Source organism: Paenibacillus amylolyticus, from assembly GCF_050990605.1.
In the GTDB taxonomy this organism is placed as follows: domain Bacteria; phylum Bacillota; class Bacilli; order Paenibacillales; family Paenibacillaceae; genus Paenibacillus; species Paenibacillus amylolyticus_H.
Genome location: NZ_CP158832.1, coordinates 5,386,711 through 5,404,955, shown reverse-complemented (window position 1 = coordinate 5,404,955; position 18,245 = coordinate 5,386,711). Strand labels below are relative to the sequence as shown.

Below are 18,245 nucleotides of genomic sequence, written 5' to 3'. Positions count from 1 at the left end.
CAAAACCTCCCCGTATCGCTACAGTAGGAAAACTGCAACGCCAAGGGGAGGTTTTTTTAATATGAAGTTAAATCGTATCAGCTGGTGCATCAGTAGGTGTGAAATCACATTCCTGCAGCGGCACCACTTTGGTCTTTTTGATCCATTTGTAACCGAGCCACAACACCAGGAACAGTGGTACGCTCAGGTAGGCAACGATGGCTCCACTCCAGTCGATCTGATCACCCGTGAATGCCTGATAGTTCTGTCCAATAATTACAATAATGCACAGAACAAAGGCGAAGATTGGCCCAAACGGGAACCAACGTGCGCGATAAGGCAGATCGCTCAGATCTCTGCCTTGTGCAACGTATGCACGACGGAATCGATAATGACTTATGGCGATTCCAAGCCAAGTGATAAAGCCGCACATACCGGATGCATTCAGCAACCAGGTATACACAATACCATCCCCGAACAGGGAGGCAAGGAATGCCAGCATACCAACAGCCGTCGTGAGCAAAAGTGCATTCATTGGAATGCCTTTTTTATTCAGCTTGCCCAGGAAACGAGGAGCTTTACCATCTCGGGCAAGGGCATAGAGAACCCGGCTTGAAGCATACATGCCTGAGTTACCGGCAGAGAGCACAGAGGTTAGAATAACGGCATTCATGACAGAAGCCGCAATGGCGAGCCCGGCTTTCTCAAAGACCAGCGTAAACGGGCTGACACCGATATTATTCAAGTCACCCTTGAGCAGATTCGGATGAGTATAAGGGATGATCAGACTGATCACGGTAATCGCCAAAATGTAGAAAATCAGAATGCGCCAGAATACCTGACGAATTGCACGAGGTACATTTTCCCGCGGGTTTTCACTTTCACCGGCGGCTACCCCGATAAGCTCGGTACCTTGGAATGAGAATCCCGCAGCCATGAATACGCCTAACACGGCGAAGAATCCGCCATGGATGGGTGCATCACCGATGGTGAAGTTGCTGAAACCAACAGCTTCTCCGCCCATAATACCAAAGATCATGAGCACACCAACGGCCAGGAAGATGATCACGGTAGCAACTTTGATAATGGCAAACCAGTATTCGGACTCTCCGTAGCCTTTGACGGACAGTATGTTCAAGGAAAAGATCAGCACGAGGAATAACAAGCTCCATAACATGGATGAACTGTCTGGGAACCAGTATTTAATGAGTACTGTAGCGGCAGCAAGCTCTGCTGCAATGGTTACTGCCCAGTTGTACCAGAAGTTCCAGCCCATGGCGAATCCAAGGGCGGGGTCGACAAAACGTGCGGCATACGTATTAAATGAACCAGAGTCCGGCATAAAGGTCGCAAGCTCACCAAGACTGGTCATCAGGAAATAGACCATGATGCCAACGGCCGCATAGGCAATTAATGCTCCGCCAGGGCCTGCGGTTGAGATGGCAGTACCACTGGCGAGGAATAGCCCGGTACCAATGGAACCACCGAGGGCGATCATCGTCATATGGCGTGCGCGTAATCCTTTTTTCAGGGACGGTTCGGTTGTTGTTGTATGGTAATTGCGGTCTTGCATGAAAACACTCCTTCATTCGATATACTGATTGTTTGCGATACTGGATTCATAAACAAAAAAGACCACAGGCATCAGCCTGCGGTCTTTAATATTTCAATGTCCGCACCATGTCCCAGATGATTAAGATAGCTCAACACAGAAGAATTCATACCTTTATATCAAGGAAATGTACTTCCGTGACAGTTCTGCGCCTTTCGACAGCAGCCCCAGCCCACCGGACCGTATAAGGAACGTCCAGTAAGCTTCGGCGGGTACACCTTTCGGCTGATCTCATAAGCGGCTCCTTAGCGCCTCCATCAGCGTACTGATCGCACCCGCGACCTCTACCTCACCATCAATGGATGAGGTGTATCTATTGTCTATGAAATTATGAACAACACAACTTAACACCGTGTGTCCTGTTTAGTAAACAGACAATCAGTATAACGCGCATGGTTTTCCAGTGCAATAACAATTGTTGGATGTGAGGTGTGAGAGATGACTATTCCTCTTTTTTGTTACGGCCAGCCATCTGCTGCCATACCGTTCCAGCAGCCTGTTCGCCCGATTCGATCCGTTCCAGAGCCATCTTGGCCTGCAGGCTGACTTCAAATTCAGGATCATCGGCTGCAACTCGCAACGCTTGCTCTGCTTCTTCGGTTCCGACCTCAAAGAGAAAACGTGCTGCACGCCAGCGTACAAGTTTACTTTTATCGGATAATGTTGCTGTCATCGCTGGGGTTGCGGCAGGGTCACCGATATCCGACAAGGTGTCACCGGCAGTACGTCGTACCGCGGGAGAACTGTCCTGAAGCGCTTCATACAGCAGTTCCATCGCTTCCGGTGTACGGATGTCACCCAGGTATACCACAGCCAAGCGACGTATCTGCATTTTGTTGTCATGCAGGGCATGGGCTACGAGAGGCAGTCTTTCTGCTGTAGGCTCCATGCCGTCAAATGCCGCATAGCGAACATTCCAGTCCTCGTTCCGCAAAGCCTCTTCAAGCTCAGCTCCATCCAATTCGCGACGGCGCTCGACGAACTCTTCGGATTTGGTACCATGTTCAATGGCCTGTTTGATGACCTGCTCCAATCGTTCCGGCGGGTAAGCGGCTTCCAGTTCCTGTTCGACTTCCCGTGCGATGTCCGGTAATTCACCATATCGAACGCCATAATCACTCAGTTTGCGTTCTTTGATCATGGTCGCGCTGGCGACTTCTGTCACGGCTGTGACAAAACGATCTGACAACGAGATCCGTTCTTCCTTGACTCCGGCCTTGACCCTGATTTGCATCGGTACGCCACGGAAGAATTGTACAAATACCTGTGCTTCTCCGAAGTGCTCGCCTGAACCATCTTCGGATTCAATCCAGTCCAGATCAATGCCTTGCTGTCCGAGGCGATTTTGGACTTCGCCCAAGATAACGGACCAGTCGGCATTCCCTTTACGATCAAGTGCCACAAAGTCTGTTGTGTGGAACACACTCTTTACACCGGGAATGTGAAGCATCTGGCGAATGAACGCCGGAGCAGATCGTTCGTTGTCCAGTGTATATGTTTTGCGAATTCCGTCCTCCAGACGTTCATCGAGATGTAGCATCATCGTATTTGGACTCGGTGTTGGTTCAATGGAAACAATATTCATCAATGTAACCTCCTATAATACCAGATTCATCTTTAACTTCCCGTAAATTAAATCACACGGGTATTTCTCTATTTTACATCAATGTGTGGAATCTGCGAAATCATCCAAAAGCGACCTAGGCGTGTCTGACACTTAGTGTGAAGAAGTACGAAATTTGTTAACACTTCTTTCATGTTCACGCACAAACATTTTTAAACGAAAATTGGCACAATAAAGATAAGAATCAACTGGAGGTTATACCTATGGAACCCATTACCGTGCTCTCGGATGGAAAACGTCGTATTGAATATGAGAATATTATTCAATTGTTCAGGAACTGGATTGAGGACTCAACATCCGGTTCTGCGATAGAAACACATCGGGGAAGTTGGGAAAACTCCCATTATTGTATTGTTGATTATCAGGTTGCCGAAGAAGCGGTGTCAGCAGCAAATGCCATTCGTGCTTTTATGCCACAACTTCCGTTACTGGTCATTACGGATTTCAAATCCCTTATTCGGAAGCGTCATCTGCAACAGATTACAGGTACGGGTGAGATGAAGATGATTCTCTGGAACGAGCAAGACCCGAATCAACTAATCAAAGACATGGAAAATTGGTTGCATCATTCGTCTGTCCATAAATCAGAAATAGCCATACCCCCCATCTTATCCATGAGATAAAAGAGGGATATGACCAAAGGTGTTTAAAACTTTCAAGCGTTACGATCGTTTTATATCACATATTTGTAGCCTGTTCCCCAAACCGTCTTAATATAACGTGGGTTCTTGGGGTCAGGCTCAATTTTTTTACGCAGACTTGAGATATGAACATCAATGGTACGATCCAGATAGGCGCGTTCGGAGCCTTTGATCCGATCCATCAGTTCATTGCGGGTGAACACTTTGCCCGGATTGCGGTACAATTCCTTCATAATCTCAAACTCAATATGAGTGACCTCGATTTCAACGCCATCCACAAATAAGGTTCTTCTGTACTCATTCACATTTACATGCCCAGTAACCTCTGCCTGCTTGTCTTCTTTTACCGGTTTATCCTTATAGGAAATGATTGATCTTCGCAGCAGTGCTTTAATCCGGGCATCCAACTCTTTCAAACTAAATGGTTTGCACAGAAAGTCATCCGCACCATTATGCAATGCGCGAAGTCGATCATTCAGCATGGTGCTTGCCGAGATCATCAGAATGGGCACAGTGGAGTGCTGGCGAAAGGCTTCTACGAGATCATTTCCATCCATTTCAGGAAGCATGAGATCCGTTACAACAATATCCGGCTGGAATTGTGGAAACAGTTGAAGTGCCTCGCGGGCATGATGAACCCGTTCAGTGATGTATCCTTCCTCCTCAAGAAAGAAAGCAATCATGTCGGCCAGATTTTTCTCATCTTCGATAAGAAGTACTTTGATAGTCATAGGGTCACACTCCTGATGAAAATAATATGTTAAGAAAATGCTAAAAAAACAAGATGAATTGTGAATAAATGCCGCAAATTTTTTAATGTTTCTATCCCAAAATATAGGATGTATATGTAGAGAAAGAATAAGCTTTTTGAATGAACTTCAATATTCTAGCATGAATGTGGTTTGGTTGCCGAACAATCAGAATTTCCCAAAGCTACACCACGTACTAATTACAGTATAATGGATCAGAACGAGTTAAGGGGAAAAAAGTAAGATTGTATCCGCTTAAGTTTATAGGGGGAACCAACGTTGTTGTTGAAAACAGAAGAAACAATGATCCATGAGGGCAACTGCTTATGGATCGTATAAAGGCAAGACAAATGCTGGATTGGGTCGTGTTGAAGCTGAGAATACCTTGGATTGGGACCAGCATTCTGATCATTCTGGGCTCACTAAGCACTATTTTTCCGTTTACTTTATTCTATGGTGTACAGTTTATGATTGGTAGCGCGGCAGCACTCGTTGCTCTTCGTTTGCATGGGGCCATCTATGGAATTGTTACCCTTACAGTCATCCATCTGCTGAATACCGTCTTTGTCGGTTTCATGCCGCACAAATTAACTGTAATGTTTGCCCACTTCATGGAATTAATCTGGATGCTCGTTTGGCAGATCCGTTGGAAGAATGGCAGCTTAATCAAGGCTAATGCTGTCTTTTGGGTAGTGATGTTACTTCCTGTTATCTATGCCGGGCATTTTATGTTGGGTTTAAATATAGACGATTTGAAGTATGAGTATATGTATATTGCCGTGATTGGGATGGTGAATGCGCTGATCGCGGGAATTGTAGTTGATTTCTGGATCACCACGGGTGAACACAAATCCAAGCGGACGGGAACCATTCCACTAACACGAATTGCGTTTAAATACGTAGTCGCCTTTGTGGTATTTGTTTCTCTCGTACTGTTATCCGCAGATAGCCGTAGACAATTAAGTCAAATGAGTGATGCCATATTACGTGATATGAAATATGCAGCGACTGCGGTTGTTCAGGACATTGATGAAGAGTATGTAACCTCCGAGAATATGGATCAGAATATGGCGCGTTATCATCATCTACTGGGTGTGAATGTGATTCTGCTGGATCGGAATGATACAGTCGTTGCTTCTGGATTGAATACACTTCAGGAGGGCGATTACCTGGACATGAACAGTTTTCGTCTTCTGAAATCAAGGGATAACCTCTTTCTGTTAAGTTCCGCAAATATCCATTACAGCGATGTATTGAATCACTGGAAACAAGCCTCTTTTATCTATGAAGCAGAAATGACAAGGTTAACACCTTATCGGGTATTCATTGTGACCGACTCGTCCAAGTATTACCCCCGAATCGAATCGATTTATCTGACCACGCTGCAATCCCTGTTCATCATCATCGTGGCTTCCATGATTGTAGCGGCTCCTCTGAGCAGTAAGGTTGTTAGTCCACTGTTAAGACTCACCCGAATGACAGGTTCTCTTCCGAGGTTGCTGTTTCGAAATGGGAAGATGGAGTGGCCAACGAGCCATGTAACTGAAGTACAGATTCTTATTGGTAATTTGCGTAAAATGGCTGATGTACTGCTGGAACAATTTGAACAGATTCGTCACGATAAGTTAACGCTGGAGGACAGGGTCATAGAGCGGACCAAGGAACTCAAGAATAGTGAAGAAGTCAAACGTGCCATTATTGAATCGTCGATAGATGCGATTATCGCTGTGGACTCCAATGGGCTGATCGTTGAGTTTAATCCGGAGGCCGAAAGAATGTTTGGATTGCGTCGGGAAGAAGTGATCCTGCACAAGGAAGCGCCATCTCTTTTTCAAGGGGCCAGCTGCAAGGAGATCAAGAATTTGCTGGAGCGATATGAATATGTGGAAGGTAAAAGATACACCATCGTTGAAGAAATTTCAGGTATTCGACGGGATGGTTCCGTCTTTCCGATCGAGTACAAAATTGTTGAGATCCAGTTGGGCAAGAATGAGACATTATATAACCTGTTTATTAAGGATATTACGGAGCGGACCAGAGCAGAAGAAGATCGTGTGCGTCATGCCCTTGCGCTGGAGAAGCTGAACTCGGAGTTGTTCAATGAGAAGATTGCCATTCAGGAACAGCGAGATATCAGTGAGCAATTTATTGAATCCGTGCGGGAAGGGCTCGTGATGTCTGATCGATCTGGGACCATAACCATCGTCAACCGAAGGATAGAAGAGATGTTTGGTTTGGGTGATTTTATGGGCAGATCCATTGAAGATTTGGCGCAGGCAATTGATACGATGGTATTAACGGACAACTTTAATCTGATGGAACAGACGAGAGCATTCCTGAATGGAGAAACGGCGTTTATCGAGACCGAATTTATATTTAATAATGTGGATAAAAGTGTATTTTCCTTGTACATGAAGCAGATGGATGTCCCCGGTAAAAACCATGGGTTTCTGCTGGTGTTCCGTGACCGGACAGGAGAAGAACGGCTGGATCGGATGAAAAATGAGCTGATCAGTGTGGTATCTCATGAGCTTCGAACACCTGTAGCTACCATTATGGGATATGTGGAATTAATGATGATGTATGACCTTCCGGCAGCTCAGCAGCGGGAATTCATGCAGACCATCTCTTCGGAGGGCAAGCGGCTGAGCAGTCTCCTCGATGATGTACTCGATATTCAGCGCCTCGACAACGAAGGTATGACTTACCACATGACGTATGTACCGCTGGTTGAGTTGGTAGAAGGGGTTGCCGAACAGTGGAATATGAAATCTGCCCAACGGATCTACGTGCATACGTTTAATGGAGACTTTTTTGCTTATGCTGACCAGAACAGGATGGTTCAGGTTCTGCATAATCTGGTGGGCAATGCAGTCAAGTATTCGCCGGGAGCTGATCGTATTGATGTTACGTTGTGGGAAGAAGAGGAATGGTTATGTCTTGATGTGCGTGACTACGGAATAGGGATTGCGGAGCAAGAGAAGGACATGCTGTTCAACAAATTTTATCGGGTCGATAATTCGGATCATCGGCAGATCGGTGGAACAGGGATCGGGTTGTACATCTCCCGTAAAATTGTAGAGGATCACAAGGGTACGCTGACTTTTATATCTGCACCGGACAAAGGAAGTACGTTCAAGGTTCGACTGCCCAAGCAGGACGTATTGGTTTAAATGTAATGATGGATGAGACCTACGGATAGAGCCTTTGCCCTTCAGCGCGTGAGCGTGATAAGGGGAAAGGCTTTTTTGTTTTTCAATTTTCCCGGATAAAAAAACAACTTCTTTTGCAAACTGTCTATAGAGCCATAATTTGCATCCCATGCAAAAGGAGGACGGCAGGTATATGTTCCGTAAACAAGAGAAAACACTCATCATCGTCTGTCTGGTTGCAGCTGTGGTTGTGTTGTATGCCGTTGTGAAGAGCATCATCCGAATCATGAGTTATTGAGATACACGTTCAAGCAGAGGAACTGCTGTTGTACATAACGATTATGTGAAAGAGGAGTGTAACCATGTCATCCCTGGACCCTGTTTTGCTCAGCCGGATACTAACCGGTCTTACCTTGTTTGTACACATTATTTTTGCATCTATTGGTGTAGGCGTTCCCCTTATGATTGCCTTGGCCGAGTGGCGAGGACTCCGAACCAATGATATGCATTACACCTTGCTGGCACGCCGGTGGGCACGAGGTTTTGTCATTACCGTTGCCGTTGGCGTCGTTACAGGCACCTCGATCGGATTACAGCTCAGTTTGCTGTGGCCGATGTTTATGCGGGTAGCGGGGCAGGCAATCGCCCTGCCGCTGTTCATGGAGACGTTTGCCTTTTTTATAGAGGCGATCTTTCTTGGAATTTACCTCTATACGTGGGATCGTTTCAAAAAGAAATATACACATATGCTGCTGTTGATTCCGGTAGCTCTCGGCTCGTCTGCATCTGCGATTTTCATTACAACGGTGAACTCCTTCATGAACCAGCCTCAGGGGTTTACCCTGATTAATGGCATCATGAAGGACATTCATCCGATTGCTGCGATGCTAAATCCGGCGACACCTACCAAGGTGTCACATGTACTCGCCTCATCGTACACCTTGAGTGCCGGTGTCCTGGCGGGCATAGCCGCCTTCAGTTTGCTTCGGGGACGGGATCATGTGTATTACAAAAAAGCACTGAAACTCACGACGGTATCTGCGCTCGTATTTGCCATCAGCACCGTCATGATTGGCGATTCCTCGGGTAAATTCCTGGCGAAGTATCAGCCTGAGAAGCTGGCTGCTGCAGAATGGCATTTCAAGACGATGAAAGAGGCACCACTCCTATATGGCGGTATTCTGGATGAGAACAATGAAGTGAAATACGCCATTGAGATTCCCTATGCTCTTAGTATTTTGGCAGGTAATCGTCCCGATACGGAAGTGAAAGGTCTCGAAGAGTATCCTGCGGATCTGAGGCCACCACTGTCTATTCACTATATGTTCGACCTGAAAGTCACAACCGGAGTAATCATCCTGATGATTCCTGTGTTATATGTGCTGCGTCGATGGTTGCCAGGGCGTAAGCCATATCCCAAATGGCTGCTACTTGGCATTGTCTTGTTGGGGCCTCTGGCCATGATTGCCATCGAGTTGGGGTGGATGTTCGCTGAAGTTGGCAGGCAGCCTTGGATCTTACGCGGGTATATGAAGGTGTCGGAAGCAGCTACGACGTCAACTTCGGTAGGATGGATGCTGGTGTTGTTCATCTTGCTGTATCTGATCCTTTGTTTCTCGTGCATTCGCGTACTCAGCAAGCTGTTCCGCAACAAGGAAGCAGAGAAGGAACTGGAGACGCTGGGGCTTGAAGGAGGGATCGTGCATTGAGTTTCGAAATTGCAGGCATCGCAATATTGTGGACGTTTTTATTCGGTTACCTGATCGTTGCTTCGATTGATTTCGGCGCCGGGTTCTTCAGCTTTTACAGCATCTTGACCGGGCACGAGAACAAAATTCATAACATCATTCAGCGCTACCTGTCTCCCGTGTGGGAAGTGACGAATGTGTTCCTGATCTTTTTTGTGGTCGGACTGGTCGGATTTTATCCGGACAGTGCCTTTTATTACGGGACAGCCTTGCTGGTTCCGGGTTCGTTGGCCATTGTACTACTTGCGATCCGAGGCGTGTATTACGCCTACAATACCTATGGCAATCATGGGCAGAACAGCCGGATCTATATGGCATTGTACGGAGCGACGGGATTGCTGATTCCGGCTGTATTTTCTACCATTTTGGCAATATCCGAAGGCGGGATCATTGAGCAGGTGGGCGATCAGGTGTTTTTTCGCTGGCGTGAATTTTTGACGAATCCCTATACCTGGTCGGTTGTGTTGCTTGCAATAGTCAGTGTGCTGTACATCTCGGCGATGTTTCTATCCTATTATGCGAAGCGGGCGGGGGATGAGCCGGCATATGAGGTGCTTCGAGAGTACGCGCTGCTCTGGAGCTTGCCTACCATTTTTGCGAGTTTTCTGGCTTTTCTACAGATTAACAAACAGAATCCCGCACACTTTGAGCAGATGGTGAATATTTCGTGGATGTTCATCGCTTCGTTTATTTGTTTTGTCATTGCGGTGTCGCTGGTGTGGAAAAGTAAATATCTAGGTTGGTGCTTTGTTGCTGTCATGCTTCAGTTTGCTTTTGCCTGGTATGGTTACGGGCGATCCCATCTTCCGTACATTCTGTATCCTTACATCAATATTTACGACAGCTTTACGAATCGTACGATGGGGATTGCGCTCATTACAGCGTTCAGTCTGGGGCTACTCGTGCTTATTCCGTCGCTTGTGCTGATTATGAAGCTGTTCCTGTTCGATGCCAATTATGTACGCGGTAATTCCGGTAAAAAGAAAGGATGAGTCTGTCCATGCTGCTGAACATGTTCTTACTCATGAATCCCTTGCTGCATCCACTATCTACTGAGGGAGTCACGGGGATACCCGGTATAACCGGATTGAGCTTCTTTGAGACATTCACCATTATGTACGCCCCTCCACTGATCATTGCGGCTGCTGTTGTCTTTCTGTTTGTATATCTGGCCGTATGTAAGAACCCAAAGGATTGATTGGCTGGTACGTCTATTCCCGTTTGGGGTAATCTCTTGTTAAGAAATGAGGAAGGGAGGAGGGCCCTTTCATGCCGAAAATCCGTTATAACAATATCGATAATGTAAGTACGGACAAAACGCTGAAGGAATTTAAGCAATGGAGGGAGCAGCGACGGAGCAAAGTGAAGGACTACTCCTACACCGTGCCCAAGCACCCGCCTGAACTGGATTATCTGCATGCCAATCGGGAGGATACGAGTATTACCTGGATTGGTCACTCCACGTTTTTCATTCAATACTATGGATTGAACATCGTGACTGATCCGGTGTGGGCCGAAAAAATGGGATTTCAACGAAGGCTCGGTGCCCCCGGCATTCCGATTCAGGATATTCCACCTTTGGATGTGATTCTGATATCCCATTCCCACTATGATCATCTGCATCTGGCTTCCTTGCGTAAGCTGATTACCGCCAAGACGTTGCTGATCGTACCCGATGGTCTGAAGCGCAAGATGATTCGCAAAGGATTCCATCGATGCCAGGAGATGAAATGGTGGGATCATATTACACTTGGCGGAGTCAAAATAACTTTTGTCCCTGCACAGCACTGGACGCGCCGAACGTTGTTTGACACCAATACGTCCCATTGGGGCGGTTATGTATTGGAATCAATCCATCCGGCAACGACTTCAGCAGCGGAAAGTGCTGCAACAACAAGCAATCAGGATGAATCATCCACGGAATCAGGAAAGAACGAAACAACCAAAACAACAGGCGGCCCGCCTGTGTTGTATTTTGTGGGTGATACAGGTTACTTCCAGGGCTTCAAAACGATTGGAGAGCGCTTTGACATTGGTGTTACCCTGATGCCCATCGGTGCCTACGATCCGGAATGGTTCATGACTTCTCAGCATGTGACACCCGAAGAAGCGCTGCAGGGGTTCATTGAATCCGGTTCACAGCTCATGGTGCCCATGCATTACGGTACATTCAAGCTGGCGGATGATACGCCCAAGGAAGCACTGGATCGGCTGGAAGTCGAACGTGAACGGCTGGGCATTGGTAAAGAGCGGATTCGGGTGCTTGGTCATGGCGAAACGCTTCGCATCCGGCATGAAAAAGGTAAACAGGACTAACAAATTCGAGCCAAATATGTTAATGTAGGGATATGCCTGCATGAACAGTACATTTACCAAATCTTTAATAAGTAAAAAGCGGCCAATTTTCGAATTTGCCGCTTTTTTGTGTTATAATATGGTGCCAGAATAGGCATCGGGATATTGAATCCATGATTTACGCAACTTGCTATTCATGCAGTATGCAGATTAACCAATAAAGGATGGTATGCTTAATGATCAGTACAAGCGGCATCACGCTCCGCTACGGAAAACGTGCACTTTTTGAAGATGTAAATATCAAATTCACGCCAGGCAACTGTTACGGCTTGATTGGGGCGAACGGAGCCGGAAAATCAACATTTTTGAAAATTTTGTCCGGTGAGATTGAAGCCAACTCGGGAGAGGTGCACATCACCCCGGGCGAACGTATGGCCGTTTTGAAGCAAAACCACTTTGAATATGATGAGTATCCGGTTCTCGAAACGGTAATTATGGGTCATAGTCGTCTCTATGCCATTATGAAAGAAAAAGATACGCTGTATGCCAAAGCGGACTTCACCGAAGAAGACGGCCTGCGTGCAGGTGAGCTTGAAGGTGAATTTGCGGAGCTCAATGGCTGGGATGCTGAGCCGGATGCAGCGGCACTCCTGATCGGTCTGGGTATCGACCGTGACATGCACGATAAGAAAATGAATGAACTAAGTGGTAACGAAAAAGTTCGTGTCTTGCTTGCACAAGCATTGTTTGGTCGTCCAAACAACCTGTTGCTCGATGAGCCTACCAACCACTTGGATCTCGAATCCATTCAATGGCTTGAGAACTTCTTGATGGACTATGAAGGTACTGTTATTGTGGTATCCCATGACCGTCACTTCCTGAACAAAGTATGTACGCACATTGCGGATATCGACTTTGGTAAAATCCAGTTGTACGTAGGTAACTATGACTTCTGGTATGAATCCAGCCAATTGGCACTTGCGTTGCAGCGTGATGCCAACAAGAAAAAAGAAGAGAAGATTAAAGAGCTGCAAGCCTTTATTCAACGTTTCTCTGCGAATGCCTCGAAATCAAAACAGGCGACTTCCCGGAAGAAACAACTCGACAAAATCACGCTGGATGACCTTCGTCCATCGAACCGTAAATATCCGTTTATCAACTTCAAACCTGAGCGTGAAGCCGGTAAACAATTGTTGACCGTAGATCGCATCAGCAAATCCATTGATGGTGTGAAAATGCTGAATGATATCAGCTTTGTCGTGAACAAAGGGGATAAAATCGCATTTGTTGGCCCGAACGGGAACGCCAAGTCACTGTTGTTTGATATTCTTATGGGTGAAACGGAATTGGATAGTGGCGAATACACTTGGGGTGTAACAACAACTCAAGCTTATTTCCCGAAAGACAACTCCAAATACTTTGACGGTGTAGACATGACGCTCGTGGATTGGCTCCGTCAATATTCCAAAGATCAGGATGAAACGTATCTGCGTGGATTCTTGGGACGTATGTTGTTCTCAGGTGAGGAATCCTTGAAAAAGGCAAGTGTACTCTCCGGGGGCGAGAAAGTTCGCTGTATGCTGGCGAAAATGATGCAGACGGGTGCTAACGCATTGATTCTGGATGAGCCTACGAACCACTTGGATCTCGAATCCATCACAGCGCTGAACAATGGTATGATTGATTTTGACGGCACAATGCTGTTCACATCTCATGACCATCAGTTCATTCAAACGATTGCTAACCGGATTATCGAAATTACGCCGAATGGCATCATTGATCGCCAAATGAGCTATGACGAATATCTGGAAAGTGATGAAATCAAAGAACTGCGCAATAAAATGTATCCGGTAGAAGCTTAAACGAAGCATCATCTACGGAGTATTATTATAGAAACAGCAAAGAACCGCCAGCCTCTGTGAAGAGGGCTTGCGGTTCTTTTTGTCATTCAATGGGTTTCTCTGGGGCTTTAAGACCTAAGATCCACCAGTACGGCGACGTTGGTTGTTAGGTTTCTTGTTGTTTTGACTCTTCATCGCTTTAGGTCCGCCTTCAAAATAGGCGCTGGATTGGTTACCGGAATTTGCTTGTTCTTTCTTTTGCGCCAGCTTTTGGCGTATAGCATCCTGCAAACTGACCTTTTTCGGTTCGTTATTTTCGCTCATCGTTATTTCCCTCCCGGTCTTACAGTGAGCCGTCCAGATTGGACGGGATGTACCTATTTTATACGTTTTATAAAAGCCCCACAAGGGCAACCTGATAAAATGCTCAAAACCTTTGGTTTTACCCAGGCCAACATTTTTTCTCATTAACTACAGCCCTGCCGTCTGGCAACTTTGTTTCGGCTTGCCTACAGCAATGCAGCCTGGCAACACTGTTTCTGTAGACCCACACGCTCCGCATTTGGTAACATGGAAAAACCGTAATACGAAACGTTAAAGGAGTGTCGCCCGGTTTGAACGCTTATGAAGAAATTCGAAAAGGGGAGCGAGGGGCTTGGGTTAGTATCGCAGCCTATCTCGTTTTGTCCGCCTTTAAGCTGATCTGTGGATATTTATTTGCGTCCAGCGCCTTGCTGGCCGATGGCTTTAATAACCTTACGGATATTGTGGCATCCGTAGCTGTATTGATCGGGCTTCGGATCTCCCAGAAACCGCCTGATTCGGATCATGCCTATGGTCATTTCAGAGCGGAGACTGTTGCTGCCTTGGTGGCTTCATTTATTATGGCTATGGTTGGGCTACAAGTATTGGTTGAAGCCGTTCGCTCCTGGTATGAAGGAGCCTTTGTTGCTCCAAATCTGTGGGCGGCAGCGGTGGCTGTAGTCTGTGCTGTGGTGATGTTAGGCGTATATCGTTACAATCACCGTCTAGCTAAACAAATTAATAGTCAGGCTCTGATGGCTGCGGCGAAAGATAATCGTTCGGATGCCTGGGTCAGCATAGGCGCTGCAGTTGGAATTATAGGTGCGCAGTTCGGACTTCCATGGCTGGATAAAGTAGCTGCCATTGCTGTAGGTCTGTTGATCTGCAAAACAGCTTGGGAGATTTTTCGGGATTCTACGCATCGTCTTACCGATGGATTTGACCAGAAGGAACTGACGGATCTCAGATCCTCAGTAGCACGCGTTCCCGGTGTTGAGATGATCAAGGATGTGAAGGCACGTGTGCATGGCAGTCATGTACTTGTGGATGTAGTTATTGAAGTGGACGGAGGCCTAAGCTTGATTGAAGGCCATCAGATCTGTGACCGTGTTGAAGAGCGGTTGAAGCGATCGCATAACATCATGCATGTACATGTACATGTGGAACCGAAGACAAAATAAGTCACAAGGAACCCTTGAACAGGGAGTGAACATCTTGGTAAATCAAAAGAGGACAGCCGCGATTGTACGCGCTGTCCTCTTTACTTATCGTTAGAACGATTATACGATGTTACTGAATGGCAACGTGGATCCACGCTTTGCCTTTCCAAGTGTACACTTGCACCCACTCGCCACCGTCGAATCCGTCAACCACTTCACCTGTTGTATCGATGACTTGGGAGCTCAATGCACCGATTGGTTTACCGTTAGGTGCATCATAGAACCAAGTGCGCTCCAGGAGGTTTAGCAACATTGTGGGTACCAGTACTTCATCGCCTGGTTTTACAAGTGGCTCTTCAAACATTTTTTCATCTGTAGTTGTAGCTGGAGTTTCAGTTGTTGTCGAAGTACCTTCTGCACCTGTAGTGTCTGTTGTTGTACCGGTTACTGTCTCAGCAGTACCTTCTACTGTGTCTACAGCAGGTTTGTTCACTTCAACAGCCGGAGTTGTTGTCGTTGTTGTAGCTTCTGTTCCTTTTTCCGTAGTCACGGTTCCAGTAACCGCTTCCTCAGCACCTGCAGCGGCAGCCATCGAACCCATCAACGTTAAAGCAGCGGCAAAACTTACGATTTTTTTCATTTGTTTTTCCTCCTCGGTTTGTTATGTAATTTGTTGTCCTGTGTTAAAAGTAACCAAGCGAGCTACCTTATGAATCACAAATTATAACAATATTTTCTTGCATTCTCCAGTGTCAACTGGCGCATATGTGGGTATATAGCAAGCCTGTAAATATCATACTTCGGTGGGATAAAACCGGGTTGGCTATCTCAAAAAGGTCCTAATTTTTTGAAATTCATGGGAGAGCAGCTTGGAATAAAGCGGAAGGGAGTGCAATACATAATATAGAAAAGTTGACCTATGCCTGAACGCACAAAAGCCAATCGGCTTGGTAGCACGATCGGCTTTTGTATGTATTCGTTAGTAAACACTCAGTCATTTCAGAGCCTGAGGTTATCGCATTCGGCTGCGTCCCGTAATCAGGGAGATTACGAACAGTACTACAAAGATGAAGAATAGTACTTTCGCGATTGAAGCAGCTGCTTCAACTATACCGAAGAATCCAAAAATACCTGCAACCAGTGCAATGATTAGAAATAATACAGACCATTTCAACATAAGGTTTCATCCTTTCGTTTACTTGATTTTGGAGTGAGTTGAGTTCACCTCACCGCCTTGTGTAGTCTAACTTTAACCGAGTGCTAACCGCTTGAAACATTGGTTTTTTTTCCAAGCGAAGGCATATATGAAGGGATATATAATATTGTTTCGTCCGGGAAATCACCGGGTAACTATAGCAATAACAAACTGATGCACATATGGAAAGAGAGGTTCTTCTATGATCTATCAAATTAGCGTGGCCCTGATTGCAGTGGCATTTGCAGTACTGGTATTCTTTTTAATTCGTACCTTGAAATCCGCCCAGGGTTCTTTGGACAATGTCTCACAGACATTGCAGGAGGTACAGAAAACCATTGATGAACTTAGTTATGAAGTGAAGCAGACGGTAAGACATGCGAATGATATTACGGTGGATGTACAGCACAAAATGAAAAAAATTGATCCTGTTATGGAATCTGTTGAGAATCTGGGAGAAGTGTTGAATGAAGTGACGGCAGCAGCCAAACAAGTCTCCACAACGCTGATGGCGAAATTCCAGACCAAACGTAACAACGCTGAACAGACCAAACATGCTAAATCGGTTCAAGTAACTGCCCCCCCTGCTACATCAACGGATCGTACCTTGCAATCCTATGAAGCTACATATAATGGTGAAGCTAAGGGCGGGAAAAACTGGATGAAGTATATTGATGTCGCAGCGAATGTATGGCAACGGATGCGCAAGTAACATGACCGCTTTGTAACCCATGAAGAAGCCTTCAGAGCGGTAATGAACCTGATGAAAGGGTGAGAATGATGATGAAACTACTGCTTGTGATGTTTAGCGTAATTTCTCCCTTTTCCGTTCAACCGGCAGCGGTACCCGCTGCTCACGATATGCAATGGACGGCAATGGAAGAGAAGGCGTCAGAGGTAACTCTGGCTGTTGATCGATCCGAGACTTTCCAGCATTTTCGGACTCTGAATGGCATTTCTCTGGATGACACCATGGATGATTTGTTGGCCAAGAAGGGCCAGCCGGGGCATAAGCAGGAAGATCCTTATCTGGGGTGTCCTGAATATCACTTTCATGATGTGAAGGTTGGTTTGTGTGAAGATACGGATGTCATTCAATATGTGCATATCGATGCATCTGAGAATCACATCATATTAAACGGAAAGAAAATTGAGATGAATATTGAAACGATCCATCATGCTCTCGGGAAACCTTATTATGTGGCAGAGGACGGAGAAGTGTTTCTCCGTGGAGACCAGGCGCTGAAGGTATATATGAAGTCAGGCTCTCAGCAGATTGAAGGCATTGATCTTTTTGATGACACAGTTTCCTAGGATTGGTTATTACCGAATCGTTTCAACCCCATATAGTATGGTTATATATTAAGTAGCTCGATACAGAAGATTAAATCAGAGGAGAGTGGAAACGATGAATTCAACCAATGAGCAAGCTTATGCAAAAGTGGTAGAAAACGGAGTCCAGGCGGTAGAAGCGGTGAAAGAATTGCAGATTACCGGATACCTTGCTGATCAAATCTTTGTTCTCGCCCATGAGAAGGATCGTACAGATCGAATTGCCGATACAGCAGATGCCAAAGAAATTGGCATAAAGGAAGAAGGCGTATTTGATTCCTTGGCGAATCTGTTTCGCTCACGTGGTGATGAACTCCGGGCCAAAATTGTTTCGATGGGCTTTACCGAAGCCGAAGCGGACTTCTACGAGAGTGAACTCGACAAGGGTAAAGTACTCGTTATTGCTAAAAAGAAAGATTAACCAGATATATGTTCAAGTTGAAGTTTGCTGAACACGGACAAGCTTCTGAATCACTTATGTAAAATGCTTAATCAAAAACATAGATAAGGAATGGGGAAAGCCCCATTCCTTATCTATGTTTTTGCAAGTTTGGAAGCGGGATCAGGACGCTGCAAAAACAGGGTAACAAGCGGGCTATTTCCCCTGCGATGGT

Annotated in this window: 17 protein-coding genes and 1 riboswitch; of the genes, 11 read left to right on the top strand and 6 right to left on the bottom strand. The window is 46.0% G+C overall.

The window, feature by feature from the left end:
* Window positions 1–67 precede the first annotated feature (67 nt).
* Window positions 68–1,552, bottom strand: coding sequence for an amino acid permease (locus ABTV53_RS23890; protein WP_433747204.1), 1,485 nt, complete (start codon window positions 1,550–1,552; stop codon window positions 68–70).
* Window positions 1,553–1,670: 118 nt separating this feature from the next.
* A riboswitch (Lysine riboswitch) is annotated at window positions 1,671–1,886 on the bottom strand.
* A 147-nt stretch (window positions 1,887–2,033) separates the two neighbouring features.
* The gene (locus ABTV53_RS23885; protein WP_433747201.1) at window positions 2,034–3,176 is read right to left on the bottom strand and encodes a virulence factor; all 1,143 of its coding nucleotides are present in this window, start codon (window positions 3,174–3,176) and stop codon (window positions 2,034–2,036) included.
* Window positions 3,177–3,418: 242 nt separating this feature from the next.
* Between ABTV53_RS23885 and ABTV53_RS23880 the strand changes: the two genes are divergently transcribed.
* Complete coding sequence (locus ABTV53_RS23880) at window positions 3,419–3,838, top strand: hypothetical protein (protein WP_433747199.1); 420 nt, start codon at window positions 3,419–3,421, stop codon at window positions 3,836–3,838.
* Between the two features lie 50 nt (window positions 3,839–3,888).
* Here ABTV53_RS23880 and ABTV53_RS23875 read toward each other — a convergent pair whose 3' ends face one another.
* Window positions 3,889–4,587: a response regulator transcription factor gene (locus ABTV53_RS23875; RefSeq protein WP_036668013.1), complete on the bottom strand. Its 699-nt coding sequence runs from the start codon at window positions 4,585–4,587 to the stop codon at window positions 3,889–3,891.
* Between the two features lie 344 nt (window positions 4,588–4,931).
* Between ABTV53_RS23875 and ABTV53_RS23870 the strand changes: the two genes are divergently transcribed.
* From ABTV53_RS23870 to ABTV53_RS23845, 6 genes are all read left to right on the top strand, one after another.
* On the top strand, window positions 4,932–7,778 hold the full coding sequence (locus ABTV53_RS23870; RefSeq protein WP_433747196.1) for an ATP-binding protein: 2,847 nt from the start codon (window positions 4,932–4,934) through the stop codon (window positions 7,776–7,778).
* Between the two features lie 341 nt (window positions 7,779–8,119).
* Complete coding sequence (locus ABTV53_RS23865) at window positions 8,120–9,466, top strand: cytochrome ubiquinol oxidase subunit I (RefSeq protein ID WP_433747193.1); 1,347 nt, start codon at window positions 8,120–8,122, stop codon at window positions 9,464–9,466.
* A complete protein-coding gene (locus ABTV53_RS23860) occupies window positions 9,463–10,497 on the top strand; it encodes a cytochrome d ubiquinol oxidase subunit II (RefSeq protein WP_433747190.1) in 1,035 nt (344 codons plus the stop codon). The genes ABTV53_RS23865 and ABTV53_RS23860 overlap by 4 nt, the downstream gene beginning before the upstream one ends.
* Before the next feature lie 8 nt (window positions 10,498–10,505).
* The gene (cydS, locus tag ABTV53_RS23855; RefSeq protein WP_433747187.1) at window positions 10,506–10,703 is read left to right on the top strand and encodes a cytochrome bd oxidase small subunit CydS; all 198 of its coding nucleotides are present in this window, start codon (window positions 10,506–10,508) and stop codon (window positions 10,701–10,703) included.
* 71 nt (window positions 10,704–10,774) lie between these two features.
* A complete protein-coding gene (locus tag ABTV53_RS23850) occupies window positions 10,775–11,821 on the top strand; it encodes an MBL fold metallo-hydrolase (RefSeq protein WP_433747185.1) in 1,047 nt (348 codons plus the stop codon).
* A 215-nt stretch (window positions 11,822–12,036) separates the two neighbouring features.
* The gene (locus ABTV53_RS23845; RefSeq protein WP_433747183.1) at window positions 12,037–13,662 is read left to right on the top strand and encodes an ABC-F family ATP-binding cassette domain-containing protein; all 1,626 of its coding nucleotides are present in this window, start codon (window positions 12,037–12,039) and stop codon (window positions 13,660–13,662) included.
* Window positions 13,663–13,776: 114 nt separating this feature from the next.
* On the opposite strand, the gene ABTV53_RS23840 is transcribed toward ABTV53_RS23845, so the two are convergent.
* Window positions 13,777–13,965, bottom strand: a complete 189-nt coding sequence (locus ABTV53_RS23840) for a hypothetical protein (protein ID WP_017692261.1) — start codon at window positions 13,963–13,965, stop codon at window positions 13,777–13,779.
* Window positions 13,966–14,255: 290 nt separating this feature from the next.
* Here ABTV53_RS23840 and ABTV53_RS23835 point away from each other — a divergent pair, with 290 nt between their 5' ends.
* Window positions 14,256–15,125 carry a cation diffusion facilitator family transporter gene (locus tag ABTV53_RS23835; protein WP_433747180.1) on the top strand — a complete coding sequence of 290 codons (870 nt, stop codon included), beginning with the start codon at window positions 14,256–14,258 and terminating at the stop codon, window positions 15,123–15,125.
* Between the two features lie 109 nt (window positions 15,126–15,234).
* Here ABTV53_RS23835 and ABTV53_RS23830 read toward each other — a convergent pair whose 3' ends face one another.
* Together ABTV53_RS23830 and ABTV53_RS23825 are read right to left on the bottom strand one after the other, a co-directional pair.
* Complete coding sequence (locus ABTV53_RS23830; protein WP_433747177.1) at window positions 15,235–15,744, bottom strand: hypothetical protein; 510 nt, start codon at window positions 15,742–15,744, stop codon at window positions 15,235–15,237.
* Between the two features lie 372 nt (window positions 15,745–16,116).
* Window positions 16,117–16,281, bottom strand: coding sequence for a DUF1328 domain-containing protein (locus ABTV53_RS23825; protein ID WP_017692264.1), 165 nt, complete (start codon window positions 16,279–16,281; stop codon window positions 16,117–16,119).
* Between the two features lie 220 nt (window positions 16,282–16,501).
* On the opposite strand from ABTV53_RS23825, the gene ABTV53_RS23820 reads away from it, so the two are divergent.
* The 3 genes from ABTV53_RS23820 (at window position 16,502) to ABTV53_RS23810 (ending at window position 18,052) form a co-directional block, all read left to right on the top strand.
* Window positions 16,502–17,011 (top strand): DUF948 domain-containing protein, encoded by a 510-nt coding sequence (locus tag ABTV53_RS23820; RefSeq protein ID WP_433747174.1) that lies wholly within the window; start codon window positions 16,502–16,504, stop codon window positions 17,009–17,011.
* Window positions 17,012–17,076: 65 nt separating this feature from the next.
* The gene (locus ABTV53_RS23815) at window positions 17,077–17,613 is read left to right on the top strand and encodes a hypothetical protein (protein ID WP_433747172.1); all 537 of its coding nucleotides are present in this window, start codon (window positions 17,077–17,079) and stop codon (window positions 17,611–17,613) included.
* Window positions 17,614–17,707: 94 nt separating this feature from the next.
* Complete coding sequence (locus ABTV53_RS23810; protein WP_017692267.1) at window positions 17,708–18,052, top strand: general stress protein; 345 nt, start codon at window positions 17,708–17,710, stop codon at window positions 18,050–18,052.
* Window positions 18,053–18,245 lie beyond the last annotated feature (193 nt).

Excerpts from the sequence above, each read along its gene's own strand:
- ABTV53_RS23890 (WP_433747204.1), bottom strand. The coding sequence starts at position 1,552 with ATGCAAGACCGCAATTACCATACAACAACAACCGAACCGTCCCTGAAA.
- ABTV53_RS23885 (WP_433747201.1), bottom strand. The coding sequence starts at position 3,176 with ATGAATATTGTTTCCATTGAACCAACACCGAGTCCAAATACGATGATG.
- ABTV53_RS23880 (WP_433747199.1), top strand. The coding sequence starts at position 3,419 with ATGGAACCCATTACCGTGCTCTCGGATGGAAAACGTCGTATTGAATAT.
- ABTV53_RS23875 (WP_036668013.1), bottom strand. The coding sequence starts at position 4,587 with ATGACTATCAAAGTACTTCTTATCGAAGATGAGAAAAATCTGGCCGAC.
- ABTV53_RS23870 (WP_433747196.1), top strand. The coding sequence starts at position 4,932 with ATGGATCGTATAAAGGCAAGACAAATGCTGGATTGGGTCGTGTTGAAG.
- ABTV53_RS23865 (WP_433747193.1), top strand. The coding sequence starts at position 8,120 with ATGTCATCCCTGGACCCTGTTTTGCTCAGCCGGATACTAACCGGTCTT.
- cydS (WP_433747187.1), top strand. The coding sequence starts at position 10,506 with ATGCTGCTGAACATGTTCTTACTCATGAATCCCTTGCTGCATCCACTA.
- ABTV53_RS23850 (WP_433747185.1), top strand. The coding sequence starts at position 10,775 with ATGCCGAAAATCCGTTATAACAATATCGATAATGTAAGTACGGACAAA.
- ABTV53_RS23845 (WP_433747183.1), top strand. The coding sequence starts at position 12,037 with ATGATCAGTACAAGCGGCATCACGCTCCGCTACGGAAAACGTGCACTT.
- ABTV53_RS23840 (WP_017692261.1), bottom strand. The coding sequence starts at position 13,965 with ATGAGCGAAAATAACGAACCGAAAAAGGTCAGTTTGCAGGATGCTATA.
- ABTV53_RS23830 (WP_433747177.1), bottom strand. The coding sequence starts at position 15,744 with ATGAAAAAAATCGTAAGTTTTGCCGCTGCTTTAACGTTGATGGGTTCG.
- ABTV53_RS23825 (WP_017692264.1), bottom strand. The coding sequence starts at position 16,281 with ATGTTGAAATGGTCTGTATTATTTCTAATCATTGCACTGGTTGCAGGT.
- ABTV53_RS23820 (WP_433747174.1), top strand. The coding sequence starts at position 16,502 with ATGATCTATCAAATTAGCGTGGCCCTGATTGCAGTGGCATTTGCAGTA.
- ABTV53_RS23815 (WP_433747172.1), top strand. The coding sequence starts at position 17,077 with ATGATGATGAAACTACTGCTTGTGATGTTTAGCGTAATTTCTCCCTTT.
- ABTV53_RS23810 (WP_017692267.1), top strand. The coding sequence starts at position 17,708 with ATGAATTCAACCAATGAGCAAGCTTATGCAAAAGTGGTAGAAAACGGA.